Annotated in this window: 14 protein-coding genes; 5 read left to right on the forward strand and 9 right to left on the reverse strand. The window is 68.7% G+C overall.

Annotated features, from left to right (window positions below; all coding sequences use genetic code 11):
• Nucleotides 1-56 precede the first annotated feature (56 nt).
• Entirely contained in the window at nucleotides 57-1,013 is a 957-nt protein-coding gene (locus tag AC1RRF_RS16665; protein ID WP_492836565.1) for a LysR family transcriptional regulator, read from the forward strand.
• On the opposite strand, the gene apaG is transcribed toward AC1RRF_RS16665, so the two are convergent.
• On the reverse strand, nucleotides 973-1,380 hold the full coding sequence (gene apaG / locus AC1RRF_RS16670) for a Co2+/Mg2+ efflux protein ApaG (protein ID WP_492311715.1): 408 nt from the start codon (nucleotides 1,378-1,380) through the stop codon (nucleotides 973-975). The two genes, AC1RRF_RS16665 and apaG, sit on opposite strands and share 41 nt — an antisense overlap.
• A 101-nt stretch (nucleotides 1,381-1,481) precedes the next feature.
• Here apaG and AC1RRF_RS16675 point away from each other — a divergent pair, with 101 nt between their 5' ends.
• Nucleotides 1,482-2,513: a 2'-deoxycytidine 5'-triphosphate deaminase gene (locus tag AC1RRF_RS16675; protein WP_492836568.1), complete on the forward strand. Its 1,032-nt coding sequence runs from the start codon at nucleotides 1,482-1,484 to the stop codon at nucleotides 2,511-2,513.
• A gap of 61 nt (nucleotides 2,514-2,574) precedes the next feature.
• On the opposite strand, the gene AC1RRF_RS16680 is transcribed toward AC1RRF_RS16675, so the two are convergent.
• Together AC1RRF_RS16680 and AC1RRF_RS16685 are read right to left on the reverse strand one after the other, a co-directional pair.
• Nucleotides 2,575-3,867, reverse strand: coding sequence for an MFS transporter (locus AC1RRF_RS16680; RefSeq protein WP_492836570.1), 1,293 nt, complete (start codon nucleotides 3,865-3,867; stop codon nucleotides 2,575-2,577).
• Nucleotides 3,864-4,334, reverse strand: coding sequence for a cupin domain-containing protein (locus AC1RRF_RS16685; protein WP_492836572.1), 471 nt, complete (start codon nucleotides 4,332-4,334; stop codon nucleotides 3,864-3,866). Before AC1RRF_RS16685 ends, AC1RRF_RS16680 begins: the two co-directional genes overlap by 4 nt.
• A 47-nt stretch (nucleotides 4,335-4,381) precedes the next feature.
• Between AC1RRF_RS16685 and dapE the strand changes: the two genes are divergently transcribed.
• Nucleotides 4,382-5,542, forward strand: a complete 1,161-nt coding sequence (dapE, locus tag AC1RRF_RS16690; RefSeq protein ID WP_492836574.1) for a succinyl-diaminopimelate desuccinylase — start codon at nucleotides 4,382-4,384, stop codon at nucleotides 5,540-5,542.
• A 6-nt stretch (nucleotides 5,543-5,548) separates the two neighbouring features.
• Here dapE and AC1RRF_RS16695 read toward each other — a convergent pair whose 3' ends face one another.
• The 3 genes from AC1RRF_RS16695 to AC1RRF_RS16705 all read right to left on the reverse strand — a co-directional run bounded on the left by AC1RRF_RS16695 (nucleotide 5,549) and on the right by AC1RRF_RS16705 (nucleotide 7,667).
• Nucleotides 5,549-5,890 carry a RidA family protein gene (locus tag AC1RRF_RS16695; RefSeq protein ID WP_492836576.1) on the reverse strand — a complete coding sequence of 114 codons (342 nt, stop codon included), beginning with the start codon at nucleotides 5,888-5,890 and terminating at the stop codon, nucleotides 5,549-5,551.
• A 4-nt stretch (nucleotides 5,891-5,894) separates the two neighbouring features.
• Nucleotides 5,895-7,202, reverse strand: coding sequence for an amidohydrolase (locus AC1RRF_RS16700; RefSeq protein WP_492836578.1), 1,308 nt, complete (start codon nucleotides 7,200-7,202; stop codon nucleotides 5,895-5,897).
• Between the two features lie 63 nt (nucleotides 7,203-7,265).
• Complete coding sequence (locus tag AC1RRF_RS16705; protein WP_492836580.1) at nucleotides 7,266-7,667, reverse strand: SRPBCC family protein; 402 nt, start codon at nucleotides 7,665-7,667, stop codon at nucleotides 7,266-7,268.
• A 115-nt stretch (nucleotides 7,668-7,782) separates the two neighbouring features.
• Here AC1RRF_RS16705 and AC1RRF_RS16710 point away from each other — a divergent pair, with 115 nt between their 5' ends.
• The gene (locus tag AC1RRF_RS16710; protein WP_492836582.1) at nucleotides 7,783-9,087 is read left to right on the forward strand and encodes an MFS transporter; all 1,305 of its coding nucleotides are present in this window, start codon (nucleotides 7,783-7,785) and stop codon (nucleotides 9,085-9,087) included.
• A 47-nt stretch (nucleotides 9,088-9,134) separates the two neighbouring features.
• A complete protein-coding gene (locus AC1RRF_RS16715) occupies nucleotides 9,135-9,566 on the forward strand; it encodes an SRPBCC domain-containing protein (protein WP_492836584.1) in 432 nt (143 codons plus the stop codon).
• Nucleotides 9,567-9,604: 38 nt separating this feature from the next.
• Here the strand turns inward: AC1RRF_RS16715 and AC1RRF_RS16720 are convergent, their stop codons facing one another.
• The 3 genes from AC1RRF_RS16720 to AC1RRF_RS16730 are packed head-to-tail and all read right to left on the reverse strand — an operon-like array spanning nucleotide 9,605 to nucleotide 13,035.
• Nucleotides 9,605-10,585, reverse strand: coding sequence for a type II secretion system F family protein (locus tag AC1RRF_RS16720; RefSeq protein ID WP_492836586.1), 981 nt, complete (start codon nucleotides 10,583-10,585; stop codon nucleotides 9,605-9,607).
• A gap of 9 nt (nucleotides 10,586-10,594) precedes the next feature.
• Nucleotides 10,595-11,569: a type II secretion system F family protein gene (locus AC1RRF_RS16725; protein ID WP_492836588.1), complete on the reverse strand. Its 975-nt coding sequence runs from the start codon at nucleotides 11,567-11,569 to the stop codon at nucleotides 10,595-10,597.
• Between the two features lie 5 nt (nucleotides 11,570-11,574).
• Nucleotides 11,575-13,035: a TadA family conjugal transfer-associated ATPase gene (locus AC1RRF_RS16730; protein ID WP_492836653.1), complete on the reverse strand. Its 1,461-nt coding sequence runs from the start codon at nucleotides 13,033-13,035 to the stop codon at nucleotides 11,575-11,577.
• Nucleotides 13,036-13,114 lie beyond the last annotated feature (79 nt).

Raw genomic sequence — 13,114 nt, forward strand, 5'->3', positions numbered from 1 at the left:
GTCCGTGAGAGAATGATCAATCCAATGGATAGATCATATCATGGACTATTCGTCTGATGCATCTTCGCTCGGTCGACCTCAATCTGCTGGTGATCCTCGACGCCCTGCTGGACGAGGCCCACGTCACGCGTGCGGCGGTGCGGCTGGGCCTGTCGCAGCCGGCGACGTCCAGCGCGCTGGACCGTTGCCGCGCCCTGTTCGGCGATCCCCTGCTGGAGCGCAGCGGGGCGGGCATGCGGCTGACTCATCGCGCCGAGGCGTTGCGGGCGCCGTTGCGGGCAGTGCTGGAAGAGACGCGGGACCTGCTGGCGCCGGTCGACATCCCGCTGGACCAATTGCGCCAGACCGTCCGCTTCGTCGTCGATGATTTCACCGCCGGCTTCCTGGCGCCGCCGCTCATGGCCCGGCTGTGGGAGACGGCTCCGGGCATAGACCTCGTCTTCGAGAGCTGGCGCAGTTCGGAGAATGCTCTGGAAGCGCTGGAGCGGGGCGACGCGGATCTGGCGCTGTCGGTCTTCCCCCGCGTGGAGCCGGACTTCCGCCGCGAGCTGCTGGGGGAACAGACCTATGTCGTGGCCATGCGGCGCGACCATCCCGTCGCCCGGGACTTCGACCTCGACCGCTGGCTGGCCTGGCCGCACGTGCTGGTCTCCGGGACCGGCCAGACGCGGGGCGCGCTGGACGCCGCCCTCGCTCGGCTGGACCGGGTGCGGCGGGTGGCGGTCACCGTCCCCGGTTTCGCCCTGGTCCCGCCGCTGCTGGCGGCGACGGATCTGATCTCCATGCTGCCCAGCGGCGTGGCGGCCACGCTGGGCCACGCGCATGGCCTCACCTTCTTTCCTCCGCCGATCCCGGTGGAAGGGTTCCCGCTGCACCTGGCCTGGCACCGGCGGCGGGCCCACGACCCGGCCATCGTCCATGTCGCGGATCTGGTGCGCGACCTCACCCAGGAGCTGTTCGCTCGGGCGGCGCCTAGTTCAGCACCCGCCGCTCCCCCGGCACATCCAGGCTGAAGGCGGGGATGGCGGCCTCGAACATGCGGCCGAGGTCATCGACCATGGAATAGCCGCCGACCATGGAGCCCGACGGCGTGCCCAGCGGACAGCCAGAGGCGTAGGAATAGCTGTCGCCCGGCTGGATCGTCGGCTGTTCGCCGACCACGCCGGGACCGCGCACCTCCTCGGTGTGGCCGCGCGCGTCCGTGATCAGCCAACGGCGCGCCACCAGCTGCACTGGCGAGGGCGACAGGTTCACGATCTCGACCTGATAGGCCCAGACCCAACGGCCCGCGACGGGGTCCGACTGGCCCGCCAGAAAACTGGGTCGGACCCGCACCACGATGCCTTCGGTTTCAGCTTCGTAGGCGGGGCGGTCGTGCATGAATGCATGGTCCCCGAACCCTGACGCGCGTCAAGCGTAACCGTGCTCACATGACTGACGAGACGGGAGAGACAGGCCGCAAATTCGTGTAAGCGGAAGGCATGACGTCATTCATCGCTCCCCGTCCCGGCATCCTGCCGGCCCAGTCCATCGAAGCCCTGATCGCCGGCGGCGCGATCGCCTCGGACACCCCCTTCGACGCCGATCAGGTGCAGCCGGCCAGCCTGGATCTGCGCCTGTCGTCCGTGGCCTGGCGCGTGCGCGCCTCCTTCCTGCCCGGCCAGCGCAAGGTCGAGGACCGCATCGCCGACGTGGCCATGCACACCATCGACCTGTCCGCCGGCTATGTGCTGGAAAAGGGCTGCGTCTATATCGCCAAGCTGCAGGAGCGGCTGAGTCTGCCCAAGGGCCTGATCGCGCGCGCCAATCCCAAGAGCTCGACCGGCCGCGTCGACGTCTTCGTGCGCCTGCTGACCGATCGTGGCGGCAGCTTCGACGACGTGGACGAGGGCTATGAGGGTCCGCTGTATCTCGAGATCGCGCCCCAGACCTTCTCCATCCTGGTGCGCCCGGGCACGCGCCTGAACCAACTGCGCCTGAAGGCCGGCGAGCCGCCCAAGCTGGAGACCCGCTCGGTCGGGGTCGAGCTGTCGGGCGGCGAGAACGGCATCGTCGGCTTCCGCGGCCGCCGTCACGCCGGGGTGGTCGACCTGGACAACATCGACGGCCACGACCCGCGCGACTTCTGGGAGCCGCTGACCCTGCGCCGGGGCGAACTGCTGCTGGATCCGGGCGAGTTCTACATCCTGGCCTCGTCGGACGACGTGGAGATCCCCGTCGACCAGGCCGCCGAGATGACCCCTATCGATCCGTCGGTGGGCGAGTTCCGCGTCCACTACGCCGGCTTCTTCGATCCGGGCTTCGGCACGGACGAGGCGCATGGGGCGGGGTCCAAAGGCGTGCTGGAAGTGCGCACCCACGACACGCCGTTCCTGCTGGAGCACGGCCAGATCGTCGCCCGACTGGTGTATGAGCCCCTGACCGAACGCCCCTCGCGCCTCTATGGCGAAGGCGGCAGCCACTATCAGAGGCAGGGGCTGAAGCTGTCGAAACACTTCCGACCCTGGGGGTGAGAAGGGACTAGGGTCCAGGTTTTGGGGGCCAGGTGATCCTGCTTTCCCCAGCCCCTAGTCCCTACGAGAGCTTGTCCGCCTTCCTCAGCCCCGGGAACATCGCCGCCCAGGCGCCGGTGGCGACGAGCGCCCCGACGCCGCCGAAGCAGGCCGCGCCGACCGCGCCGAGAATGCGCACCATCAAGCCGGAGTAGGCCTCGCCCAGTTCGTTCGAGGCGCCGATGAACAGCATGGAGACCGAACTGACCCGGCCGCGCATGTGGTCGGGGGTGGCCAGCTGGATCAGGGTCTGGCGGATGTTGACGCTGATCATGTCCGCCCCGCCGCCGATGAACAGGGCCAGACCCGACAGCCAGACGATCTTGGATAGGCCGAAGGTCAGGGTGCACAGGCCGAACACCGCCACCGCCGCGAACATCCAGCGGCCGCCATGCTTCACGATGGGGTAGCGGCTCAGATAGATGGCCACGGCCATGGCGCCGACGCCGAACGAGGCGCGCAGCAGGCCGAAGCCCTCGGGGCCGACATGCAGGATATCGCGCGCGAAGATGGGGGTCAGCAGGGCCACGCCGGCCAGCAGAACGACGACGAGGTCCAGCGAGATGGCGCCCAACACGATCTTGGTCTGCCAGACATAGGCCAGCCCTTCCTTCACCGACTCCAGCGGCGACAGCTTGCCCTCGACCGGCGCGGGCTTGCCGCCGGTCTTGATCAGAATAAAGGCCGCGACGGCCAGCAGGAACATGCCTAGCGACACCGCGTAGGCCAGCGGCACATTCACCCCGACGATCACTCCGCCCAGCGCCGGGCCGGCGATGGCGCCGGTCTGGAAGGCGATGGACTGGGCCGCGATGGCCGGCGGCAAGGCCCGGCGGCCGACCACCATGGGCAGGAAGGCCTGGCTGGCCGGAGCCAGGAAGGCGCGCGCCGCGCCGAACACGGCGGCGACGGCCAACAACCCCCACAGCGGCGGCGATCCGTGGATGGCCATGGCCAGGAAGGCGGCGGCGCACGACGCCTCGACCAGGATGGAGATCCACACGGTCGTCTTGCGGTCGCGGCGGTCGGCCATGGCCCCGGCGGGCAGGGTGAAGGCCAACAGCGGCAGGAACTGACACAGGCCGACGAGGCCCAGATACAGGCTGGCCTCGGCCACCGGATGGTCGCGCCGGGCGATCTCATAGACCTGCCACAGCAGGGCCGAGGACTGGATCTGGATGCCCAGGACGGCGACGACGCGGCCGAACCACAGCAGACGGAAGTCGCGGATGCCCCACGGACTGGCGGGCCCTTCAGGCGGCGGGGGCGGGACCGGCGGCGTGGGCGAGCCGGCGTCGAGGCTTTCAACGGTCACGTGCGGCGATCAACTTTCGGATAGGGGGTTCCGTCGCGATGGAAATAGCCGGCCTGGCGAAAGACCATGTCGATGTCGGGATAGTCGCCGCAATCGCCGCCCGGCGTGCGCGTGCCCACTTCCAGCAGGACCGCCTCCTCGCCGGACCGGTTCTCGATCTTGTGGCCATTCGGGACGCCCGCCTTGAACCCCGCGCAGTCGCCGGAACGCAGGGTCGTCTCGCCCTCGTCCTCGATCAGGACCACCTCTCCCGACACGACCCAGACGAATTCGTCCTCGCCCTCATGCCAGTGCCGCTGGCTGGACCAGGCGCCGGCCGGAAGCCGCAACAGGTTGACCCCGAACTGGTCCAGGCCGACGGCGTCGCCCAGCTTCCAGCGGCGGCGCGGCAGGCAGGGGCCGGCGAATTCGTCGGGATAGCCGGTGCCGTGGCCGGTGGGCGCGTTGTCGATGTCGATCTTCGGCATGGGGGGAGCCTTCTCGCAATCGTCCGAACCCCGTAAAGCACAGGTCCATGAGCGCCGCATCACATCCCGTTATCGATCCTGTCGAACTGACCCGCGACCTGATCCGGATTCCGTCGGTCACCCCGGCCGACGAAGGGGCGATGGATGTGCTGGAGCGGGCCCTGACCGGCCTCGGCTTCGCCTGCCGCCGGATGAAGTTCGAGGACATCGAGAATCTGTATGCGCGCCGGGGGACGGCCTCGCCCAACCTCTGCTTCGCGGGCCACACCGACGTGGTGCCGACCGGGGCGACCGAAGCCTGGTCCTCGGGCCCGTTCGCGGCCGAGGTGAAGGACGGGGTGCTGTACGGACGCGGCGCGGTCGACATGAAGGGCGGCATCGCCGCCTGGGTCGCGGCGGTGTCCAAGGTGTTGTCCGAAGGCGACGTGCCCGGCTCGCTCAGCTTCCTGATCACCGGCGACGAGGAAGGCCCGGCCCTGCACGGCACCAAGAGGGTGGTCGAGGCCCTGATGGCCGAAGGTGAACTGATCGACGCCTGCGTGGTCGGCGAGCCGTCGTCGTCCCAGGCGCTGGGCGATATGATCAAGGTCGGCCGGCGCGGCTCGCTGAACACCTGGATCACGGTGCACGGCAAGCAGGGCCACGTGGCCTATCCCGAGCGAGCCGCCAATCCGGCCCCGGTGATGGCCAAGCTGCTGGCGCGGCTGGACGCCCATGTGCTCGACGAAGGCTATCCGGAGTTCCCGCCGTCGAACCTGGAGATCACCACCATCGACATCGGCAATCCGGCGACCAACATCATCCCGGCCGAGGCGAAGGCGCGGCTGAACATCCGCTTCAACCCGACCCATACCGGTGACGACCTGATCGCCTGGCTGAACGCGACGGCGGGCGAGGTCCAGGCCGAGAGCGGACTGCAGATCAGCCTGGAGCACCTGTGCTCGGGCAACGCCTTCCTGACCGAGCCGGGCCCGTTCGTGATGGCGGTGCAGGACGCGGTGGAGGCGGCCACGGGCCGCCGCCCGGTCGCCTCGACCACCGGCGGCACCTCGGACGCGCGCTTCATCCGCGCCATGTGCCCGGTGCTGGAGCTGGGCCTCGTCGGCCAGACCATGCACCAGATCGACGAGCGCGTGCCGACGGCGGAGCTGGAAGCCCTCGCCGTCGCCTATGAGCGGGTGATCCTGACCTATTTCGCGCGCGGCTGACGCGCGTCAGCGCGCCGCCACCACGATGATCTCGACCCGGTATTCCGGAGCGGCGAGGCGAGATTCGCCCGTGGCGCGGGCCGGCGGATTGGCGGGATCGATCCACTTGTCCCAGACGCTGTTCATCGCCTCGAAGTCGTTGATGTCGGCCAGCCAGATGGTGGCGGACACGATCTTCGACTTGCTGCTGCCCGCCTCGGCCAGAAGGCTGTCGATTTCCCTCAGGGCGGTGCGGGTCTGGGCGACGACGTCCTCGCCCGGCTCGCCGACCTGACCGGCCAGCCAGATGGTGTCGCCATGAATGACCGCCTGGCTCATGCGGTCGTCGGAATGCAGTCGCGTGATCATGGGTTCAGGACCGTTCAAGGAACCGGAGGGCGCTCAGTACATGGGTTTTGACCCCCAGCGGCAACACCTTCTCGTTGACGTCGAAGCCGGGTGAATGGTTCGGCGGGGCGTTGGCGGGATCCACACCGTCGGGCGTGCCGCCCAGGTGATAGAAGACCCCCGGGACTTCCTGCGACAGGTAGGAGAAGTCCTCGGCCACGGTCGTCGGCGGGGTGGCCGGGTTGACGTTCCCCTCCCCCGCCGCCTCGGTCAGGACGGGCGCAAGCCAGGCCGACAGCTCCTCGTTGTTGAACACCAGGGCCGCGTTCTGACGCACGTTAAACTCGGCGGTCGCGCCGTAGTTTTCGGCGACGTTCCCGATCGCCGTGCGGGCGCGGCGAACCAGGTCGTCGCGCTGCGCGATGTCGAAGGTGCGCAGGGTGCCCGACAGCGTCGCGGTGTCCGGGATGATGTTGTAGCGCACCCCCGCGTCGAGGGTCGCGATGGTGAAGACCGTCGGCGTCGTGGTCGGATCGATAGTGCGGGCGGTCAGACTGTTGATCGTCTGGACGATGTCGGCGGAGGCGGCGATGACGTCGACGCCCTTCCACGGCCAGGCGCCGTGGGTCTGGCGGCCGTGCAGGACGATGTCGACCCGATCCGAGGCGGCCATGAAGCCGCGCGGGCGATAGAAGACCGTCCCCGCCCGGCCCGGCACGACATGCAGGCCGAAGATGGCGTCGGGACGGGGGTCGCGCAGGGCGCCCTCCTCGATCATCAGGGCCGCGCCGCCCTTGGGCTCTCCGGGAGGCGCGCCCTCCTCGGCGGGCTGGAAAATGAAGACGACAGTTCCGGCGATGTCGGCCTTCATGCCCGCCAGCACCTCGGCGGCGCCCATCAGCATGGCGACGTGGGCGTCGTGGCCGCAGGCGTGGGCCACCGGAACCGTATTGCCCATGTAGGTCCCGGTCGCGGTCGAGGCGAACGGCAGGCCGGTGGCTTCCAGCACCGGCAGGGCGTCCATGTCGGCCCTCAGGGCCACTGTCTTACCCGGCCGTCCGCCGCGCAGGATGCCGACCACGCCGGTCCGGCCGACGCCCGTGCGGACCTCAAGCCCCAGCGCGCGCAGATGCTCTGCGACCACGGCGGCGGTGCGGGTCTCGGAGAAGCCCAACTCGGGATGGGCGTGCAGGTCACGGCGCCAGGCGACGACCTTGGGCGTCTCGGCGGCGACGGCGGCCTCGACCCGGGCGAGCGGGACCTGGGCCAGGGCCGCTCCGGCGGAAAGGGTCAGCGCCAGGGCCGAACCGAAGACAAGGCGGCGAATGGTCATGCAGGCGTCCCCCGGAAGATCCGAAGCCGCCACCGTCGCGGACGCGTCGCCCTTGTGCAAGCGTCAGGCGTTCGCCGCCTCCAGCGTCGCCTTCAGAACATCGGCGCCGCGGTCCATCATCTGTTCGATCATGGGGGCCGCCGCGTCGGGCAAAAGATCGGCGACCCAGACGAAGCGGCAGCGTCCCTCGCCCTCGTCGAAGACCTCGTTGGTCGCGCTGTGGTGACTGAGGGTCTCGGCGCGGACGCTGTAGGCGAAGCGGCGACGCGCATCGTCCAGATCGACGAGCACCTCGCGCGCCGTCATGCCGTTGCCGAACGTGACCAGACGGGCTTCGCCCTCCAGGGCCGTATCGACCACGAAGCCGGGAACCAGCCGGGTGTGGAGGGCGCCCACGTCGCGGATCGCATCCCAGACCTGTTCGGCGGGGGCGTGAACGATACGTTCGATGCGGATCGAGGCCATGGACATCTCCTGCTCTGGTCCCTGACCCTGCGGTCCGGCCGACACGGGGTCTGGCGGGAAACGGACAGGGTCGACGGCGGGTGACGGCGCGGGTCGCGCGGTCTAGGCTCGAACCGTGAACCTTCGCTCCCCCGCCTTCGGAATCCTGTTCGCGGTCAGCCTGATCGCAGCGGCGGGCAATATGGCCCTGCAGTCGGTGCTGCCCGCCATCGGCCGCGAGTTCGGCCTGATGGACACCATGGTCTCGGCGGCCTTCGCCATCTCGGCCCTGATGTGGACCCTGACCTCGCCCTTCTGGGCCCGGCTGTCGGACTCCATGGGCCGCAAACGCGTCATCCAGATCGGCCTGTCGGGCTTCGTGATCTCCATGGCCGGCTTCGGTCTGGCCGCCACCTCAGGGCTGGAGCACTGGCTGGGACCCATCTTCGCCTTCGTCCTGATGGCGGTGGCGCGGACCGTCTACGGCGTGTTCGGCTCAGCCGCCCCGATCGCCTCGCAGGCCTATGTCGCCGACCGGACCTCGCCGGAGCAGCGCACGCAGGCCATGTCCCTGCTGGCCTCGGCGCAGGGGCTGGGCACGGTGATCGGCCCGGCGCTGGCCCCCTTTTTCGTCCTGCCGTTCGTGGGGCTGGCGGGGCCGATGTACGCCTTCGCCCTGTGCGGGGCGGTCGTGCTGTTCGTGGTCTGGCGCAAACTGCCCAGCGGCGACGTGGTGCGCGTCCCCTCCCCCAGCGGCCATCGCGACGGCGCGGCCCGCAAGGGGCTGTGGAAGGACCCCCGCGTCCGCGACTATCTTCTGTACGGCCTGCTGGTGACCGGCGCCCAGGCCGTGAACATCTCGGTGCTGGGGTTCCACATCATCGACGAGCTGGCCGTGACGGGCACGGCGGCGCGGGACGCCCAGCCCTTCATCGGCATCGCCATGCTGGCGGGGGCCGCCGCCACCCTGATGGCCCAGTGGGGCCTGATCCCCCTGCTGAAGCTGCAGCCCCGCGACCTGATGCGCTGGGGCGCCGGGCTGGCGCTGGCGGGCAATGTGCTGAGCATCGCCTCGCCGGGCTATTACGGCGTCGTGGTGGGCTATGCGGTGGTGTCGATGGGCGTCGGCTTCGCCCGACCCGGTTTCACCGCGGGATCATCCCTGGCGGTCGGCCCGTCCGAACAGGGCGCGGTGGCGGGCCTGATGATGTCGCTGGCGGGTCTGAGCTTCCTTGGGCCGCCGGTGATCGGCGTGGCGCTTTACGGCCTGGCCGAGCCCGCTCCCTTCATCGCCAACGCCCTGCTGCTGGCCGCCGCGACGGCGCTCTGCTTCATGAGCGCCCGCCTGCGCGCCGGACCGGCGGACCTGCCGGATCGGGACGAGACGCCGTCGCCGGAAACACCGCCCGCCTCGCAACCGGGGCCGGAAGGCAACCGCTGATCACCGTCGCCCTTTTCCCGTCCTGAAAGCCGTGCCAGACGGGGCGCATGGATATCGCCAAGATCGAAAAACGCATCGGCATTCGCGCCTCCACGGACAAGATCTGGGAGGTCGTCTCGAACCTGTCCGGCTGGGACGGATGGAATCCGATCGAGACGGGGGTCGAGGGGACCATCGCCTTCGGCGCCGAGATCACCCTGACCGAGGCCATCGAAGGCCTGCCCGAACGCCGCGTCGTCGCCCGCGTCGGCGAATGGCAGCCCTACGCCCAGCTGGTCTGGATGGAGAACCGCGGCCTGTGGTTCCGGTCGATGCGCTATTTCGAAATCGAGGAGCTGGAGCCCGGCAGCTGTATCGCCGCCAACGGTTTCCTGTTCACGGGTCTGCGCGGTGAGATGTTCTTCGACAAGCAGCGCAAGCACCTGCGCCATTCGGTCGACGCCGTGGCCGAGGCCTGGAAGACCGCGGCGGAAGGCTAGGCGTCAACCGCCCTTGGCCCCCTTGCGGTTGACCCTGGTCAACCGCCCTTGGCCATCGTGTCCTGGATGCTGATGATCGCCGGCGTCAGGATGACGATGAACAGCACCGGCAGGAAGAACAGGATCATCGGCACGGTCAGCTTGGCCGGAAGGGCCGCGGCCTTCTTCTCGGCCGCCGACAGGCGCATCTCGCGGTTTTCCTTGGCCATCGTCCGCAGCGCCGTGCCCAGGGGCGTGCCGTAGGTCTCGGCCTGGGTCATGGCGGTGGCGACCGACTTCACGCCCGGATGGTTGGTCCGCTTGGCCAGGCCTTCGTAGGCCATGCGGCGGTCGGGCAGATAGCTGAGCTCGGCTGACAGCAGGGTCAACTCCTCGGCCAGGTCGATGGACGAGCCGCCGATCTCCTGGCTGACCTTCTGGATCGCCGACTCGATCGACATGCCCGCCTCGACGCAGATCAGCAGCAGGTCCAGGGCGTCGGGGAAGGCCTGCATGATCGACGTCTTCCGCTTGGCGATGCGGTTGGCCAGATAGATGTTCGGCCCATAGAATCCGATCACCGCGGAGACCATGCAGATCGTCACCCGCATCATCACCGGCAGGCCGAAATCGTTGAAGACGAACAGGTAGAAGACTGACACCGCCAGGAAGATGAACGGCGTCGAGAAGCGGAAGAAGTAGAAGGTCGTCAGCGGCTTGGGCCCGCGATATCCGGCCTGGGCCATCTTGTCGGCGACCTTGGGATCCTCCAGCAGCTTGGTCAGGTTCAGCTGTTCGACGACGCGCTTCTTGAACCCCTCATCGCTGTGGCGCAGGCCGCCCGGCCCGGTGGCGATGGCTTGGCGCGAGCGGCGCTTCAGCTCTTCGCGGCGAACCGCGACGGCCTTCATGCGCGTGTCCAGCTTCGCCCCGCCGCCGAATGAGCTCACCAGGGTGACGATGGTGGCGAAGACCAGCACCCCCACCAGAATGCTGAGGATGTTGGCGGGTTCGGTGAAGAAGGGAACGAGGCCCGGCATGTCTGGTCCTCAGAACTTGAACGAGATCATCTTCTTCATCACGAAGATGCCGAAGCTCATCATGAGAACCGCCACCAGAAGCATGAACTGCCCTCTGGGGTCGGTGAAGAGTTTGGCCATGTAGGCCGGGGTGGTCAGGCTGACGAGGACCATCACCGCCGGCGGCAGCGAGCCGATGATGCCCGCCGAGGCCGTGGCCTCCGACGACAGCGCCTTGATCTTCTCGCCCATCATCTTGCGCGCGCGCAGCACGGTCGTCAGGTTCGACAGGGCCTCGGCCAGGTTGCCGCCCGTCTTCTGCTGAATGGCGATGACGATGGCGAAGAATTTCAGCTCCGGCGTCGGCATGCGCTCGTACATCTTCTCCAGCGCCTGGGGCAGGGTCAGGCCAACGCCCATGCCCTCGACCAGCTTCTGGAATTCCGGTCCCAGCGGCGCGGGGCTCTCGCGCGCGATGATCTTGAAGCAGTCGTGGACCGGCAGGCCCGACTTGATGCCGCGCACGATGACGTCGACAGCGTCGGCGAAATGGCTGGAGAATTTCTTCATCCGCCGCTTGCCCAGGAAGCCGACCACCCAGCGCGGCAGGCCCAGGCCGAAGATGACCGCGGCGCCCAGGCAGACGAAGATGTTCAGGCCAAACAGCAGCGGCAGCAGGAAGGCGAACAGGCCCAGCACCGCGCTGGTGATCCAGAAGGCCCGCACCGTGGTGGAGAGGCCGGCCTGCTTCAGCTTGGCGGCCAGGCTGACCCGCGCCTTGCGCTCGGCCCGCTCCGACTCCTGAAGCTGCATCAGGATCTGCTTGCGGCGCGCTTCCGGCGTATTGGCGGCCGCCTTCTTGGCGGCGCCGGCGGTCTGTTTCGGAGCCCCGAACGACTGGGCGCGCTTGACCGCGGCGTCGCTGGAATCGCCGCCGCCGACGAAGGCCCAGCCCAGTCCGCCGATGGTGATGAAGGCCAGAACGGCGGCGAGGATCGGAAGCATCGGACCTATTCCGCCGCGTCGAGGGCTTCGGCCAGCTCGCGCTCCAGGCCGTAGTAGCGGGCGCGGTCCCAGAAGCGGGGACGGGCGATGCCGGTCGAGCGGTGACGGCCGACGATCTTGCCGTTCTCGTCCTCGCCGGTGATCTCGTAGACGAACAGATCCTGGGTGACGATCACGTCGCCTTCCAGCCCGACCACTTCGGTGATGTGGGTGATGCGGCGCGAGCCGTCGCGCAGGCGGGCGGCCTGGACGATGACGTCGACCGAGCCGACGATCATTTCGCGGATCGTCTTGGACGGCAGGCCGTAGCCGCCCATGGTGATCATCGATTCCATCCGGCTGATGGCTTCACGCGGGCTGTTGGCGTGCAGCGTGCCCATGGAGCCGTCGTGGCCGGTGTTCATGGCCTGCAGCAGGTCGAAGGCCTCCGGGCCGCGAACCTCGCCGACGATGATCCGCTCGGGACGCATCCGCAGACAGTTCTTCACCAGGTCGCGCATGGTGATCATGCCCTGGCCCTCGAGGTTGGGCGGGCGGGTTTCCAGACGCACCACGTGCGGCTGCTGCAGCTGCAGTTCGGCCGCGTCCTCGCAGGTGATGACGCGCTCGGTCGGGTCGATGAAGGCCGTCAGGGTGTTGAGCAGGGTCGTCTTGCCCGAACCCGTACCGCCCGAGATGACCAGATTGCATCGCGAGGCGCCGATGACGCCGAGCACGCGCGCGCCCTCGGGGCTGATGGAGGCGAACTCCACCAGGTTCTTCATCGTCAGCTTGTCCTTCTTGAACTTCCGGATCGTCAGCGTCGGGCCGTCGATGGCCAGCGGCGGAGCGATGACGTTGACGCGGCTACCGTCCGGCAGGCGGGCGTCGCAGATCGGGGAGCTTTCGTCGACGCGGCGGCCGACCTGCGACACGATCCGCTGGCAGATGTTCATCAGCTGGGCGTTGTCGCGGAAGCGGACGTTGGTCAGCTGGACCTTGCCGCTGACTTCGATGAACACCCGGCCGGCGCCGTTGACCATAATATCGGCGATGTCGTCGCGGGCCAGGAGCGGCTCCAGCGGGCCGTAGCCGAGGACGTCGTTGACGATGTCCTGGACCAGGTGCTCCTGCTCGGCCACCGACATGGAGACGTTCTTGATCGCCACCAGCTCGGCGACGATGTCGCGGATTTCCTCAGCGGCGGCCTTGGGGTCGAGCTGGGCCAGCTGGGCCAGGTCGATCGTGTTCATCAGCGCGTTGAAGATCGTCGTCTTCGTGGCGTGATAATAGTCCGACTGCTCGCGGACGATCTCGGCGACCTGTTGGGCCTTCTTCAGCTGCTCGAAGCCCGGCGTGGCCTTGGGTCCCGGGCCGGCCGCCTTGGGGGCGGGCGCCGCCGGCTTGGGCCGCGAGGCCAGGGCGTCGAGGCGATCGGCGGCTTCCGACGGGGGGCGGACCGCCGCCGCCGGACGCGGCGCCTCCATGACATCAAGACCGGCGTCCGCGCCGCCGAAGGCGAAGGCCTGGGTCTGGACGCCCTGCTGGGGCTGGAAGCCAGGCTCG

This window comes from Brevundimonas sp. GW821-FHT12C05 (assembly GCF_058807475.1).

What these genes read in the sequence shown, in the direction of transcription:
- AC1RRF_RS16665 (WP_492836565.1), top strand. Translation starts at nt 57, where the DNA reads ATGCATCTTCGCTCGGTCGACCTCAATCTGCTGGTGATCCTCGACGCC.
- dapE (WP_492836574.1), top strand. Translation starts at nt 4,382, where the DNA reads ATGAGCGCCGCATCACATCCCGTTATCGATCCTGTCGAACTGACCCGC.
- AC1RRF_RS16715 (WP_492836584.1), top strand. Translation starts at nt 9,135, where the DNA reads ATGGATATCGCCAAGATCGAAAAACGCATCGGCATTCGCGCCTCCACG.
- AC1RRF_RS16725 (WP_492836588.1), bottom strand. Translation starts at nt 11,569, where the DNA reads ATGCTTCCGATCCTCGCCGCCGTTCTGGCCTTCATCACCATCGGCGGA.
- AC1RRF_RS16720 (WP_492836586.1), bottom strand. Translation starts at nt 10,585, where the DNA reads ATGCCGGGCCTCGTTCCCTTCTTCACCGAACCCGCCAACATCCTCAGC.
- AC1RRF_RS16675 (WP_492836568.1), top strand. Translation starts at nt 1,482, where the DNA reads ATGACGTCATTCATCGCTCCCCGTCCCGGCATCCTGCCGGCCCAGTCC.
- apaG (WP_492311715.1), bottom strand. Translation starts at nt 1,380, where the DNA reads ATGCACGACCGCCCCGCCTACGAAGCTGAAACCGAAGGCATCGTGGTG.
- AC1RRF_RS16685 (WP_492836572.1), bottom strand. Translation starts at nt 4,334, where the DNA reads ATGCCGAAGATCGACATCGACAACGCGCCCACCGGCCACGGCACCGGC.
- AC1RRF_RS16730 (WP_492836653.1), bottom strand. Translation starts at nt 13,035, where the DNA reads ATGGAGGCGCCGCGTCCGGCGGCGGCGGTCCGCCCCCCGTCGGAAGCC.
- AC1RRF_RS16700 (WP_492836578.1), bottom strand. Translation starts at nt 7,202, where the DNA reads ATGACCATTCGCCGCCTTGTCTTCGGTTCGGCCCTGGCGCTGACCCTT.
- AC1RRF_RS16705 (WP_492836580.1), bottom strand. Translation starts at nt 7,667, where the DNA reads ATGGCCTCGATCCGCATCGAACGTATCGTTCACGCCCCCGCCGAACAG.
- AC1RRF_RS16695 (WP_492836576.1), bottom strand. Translation starts at nt 5,890, where the DNA reads ATGATCACGCGACTGCATTCCGACGACCGCATGAGCCAGGCGGTCATT.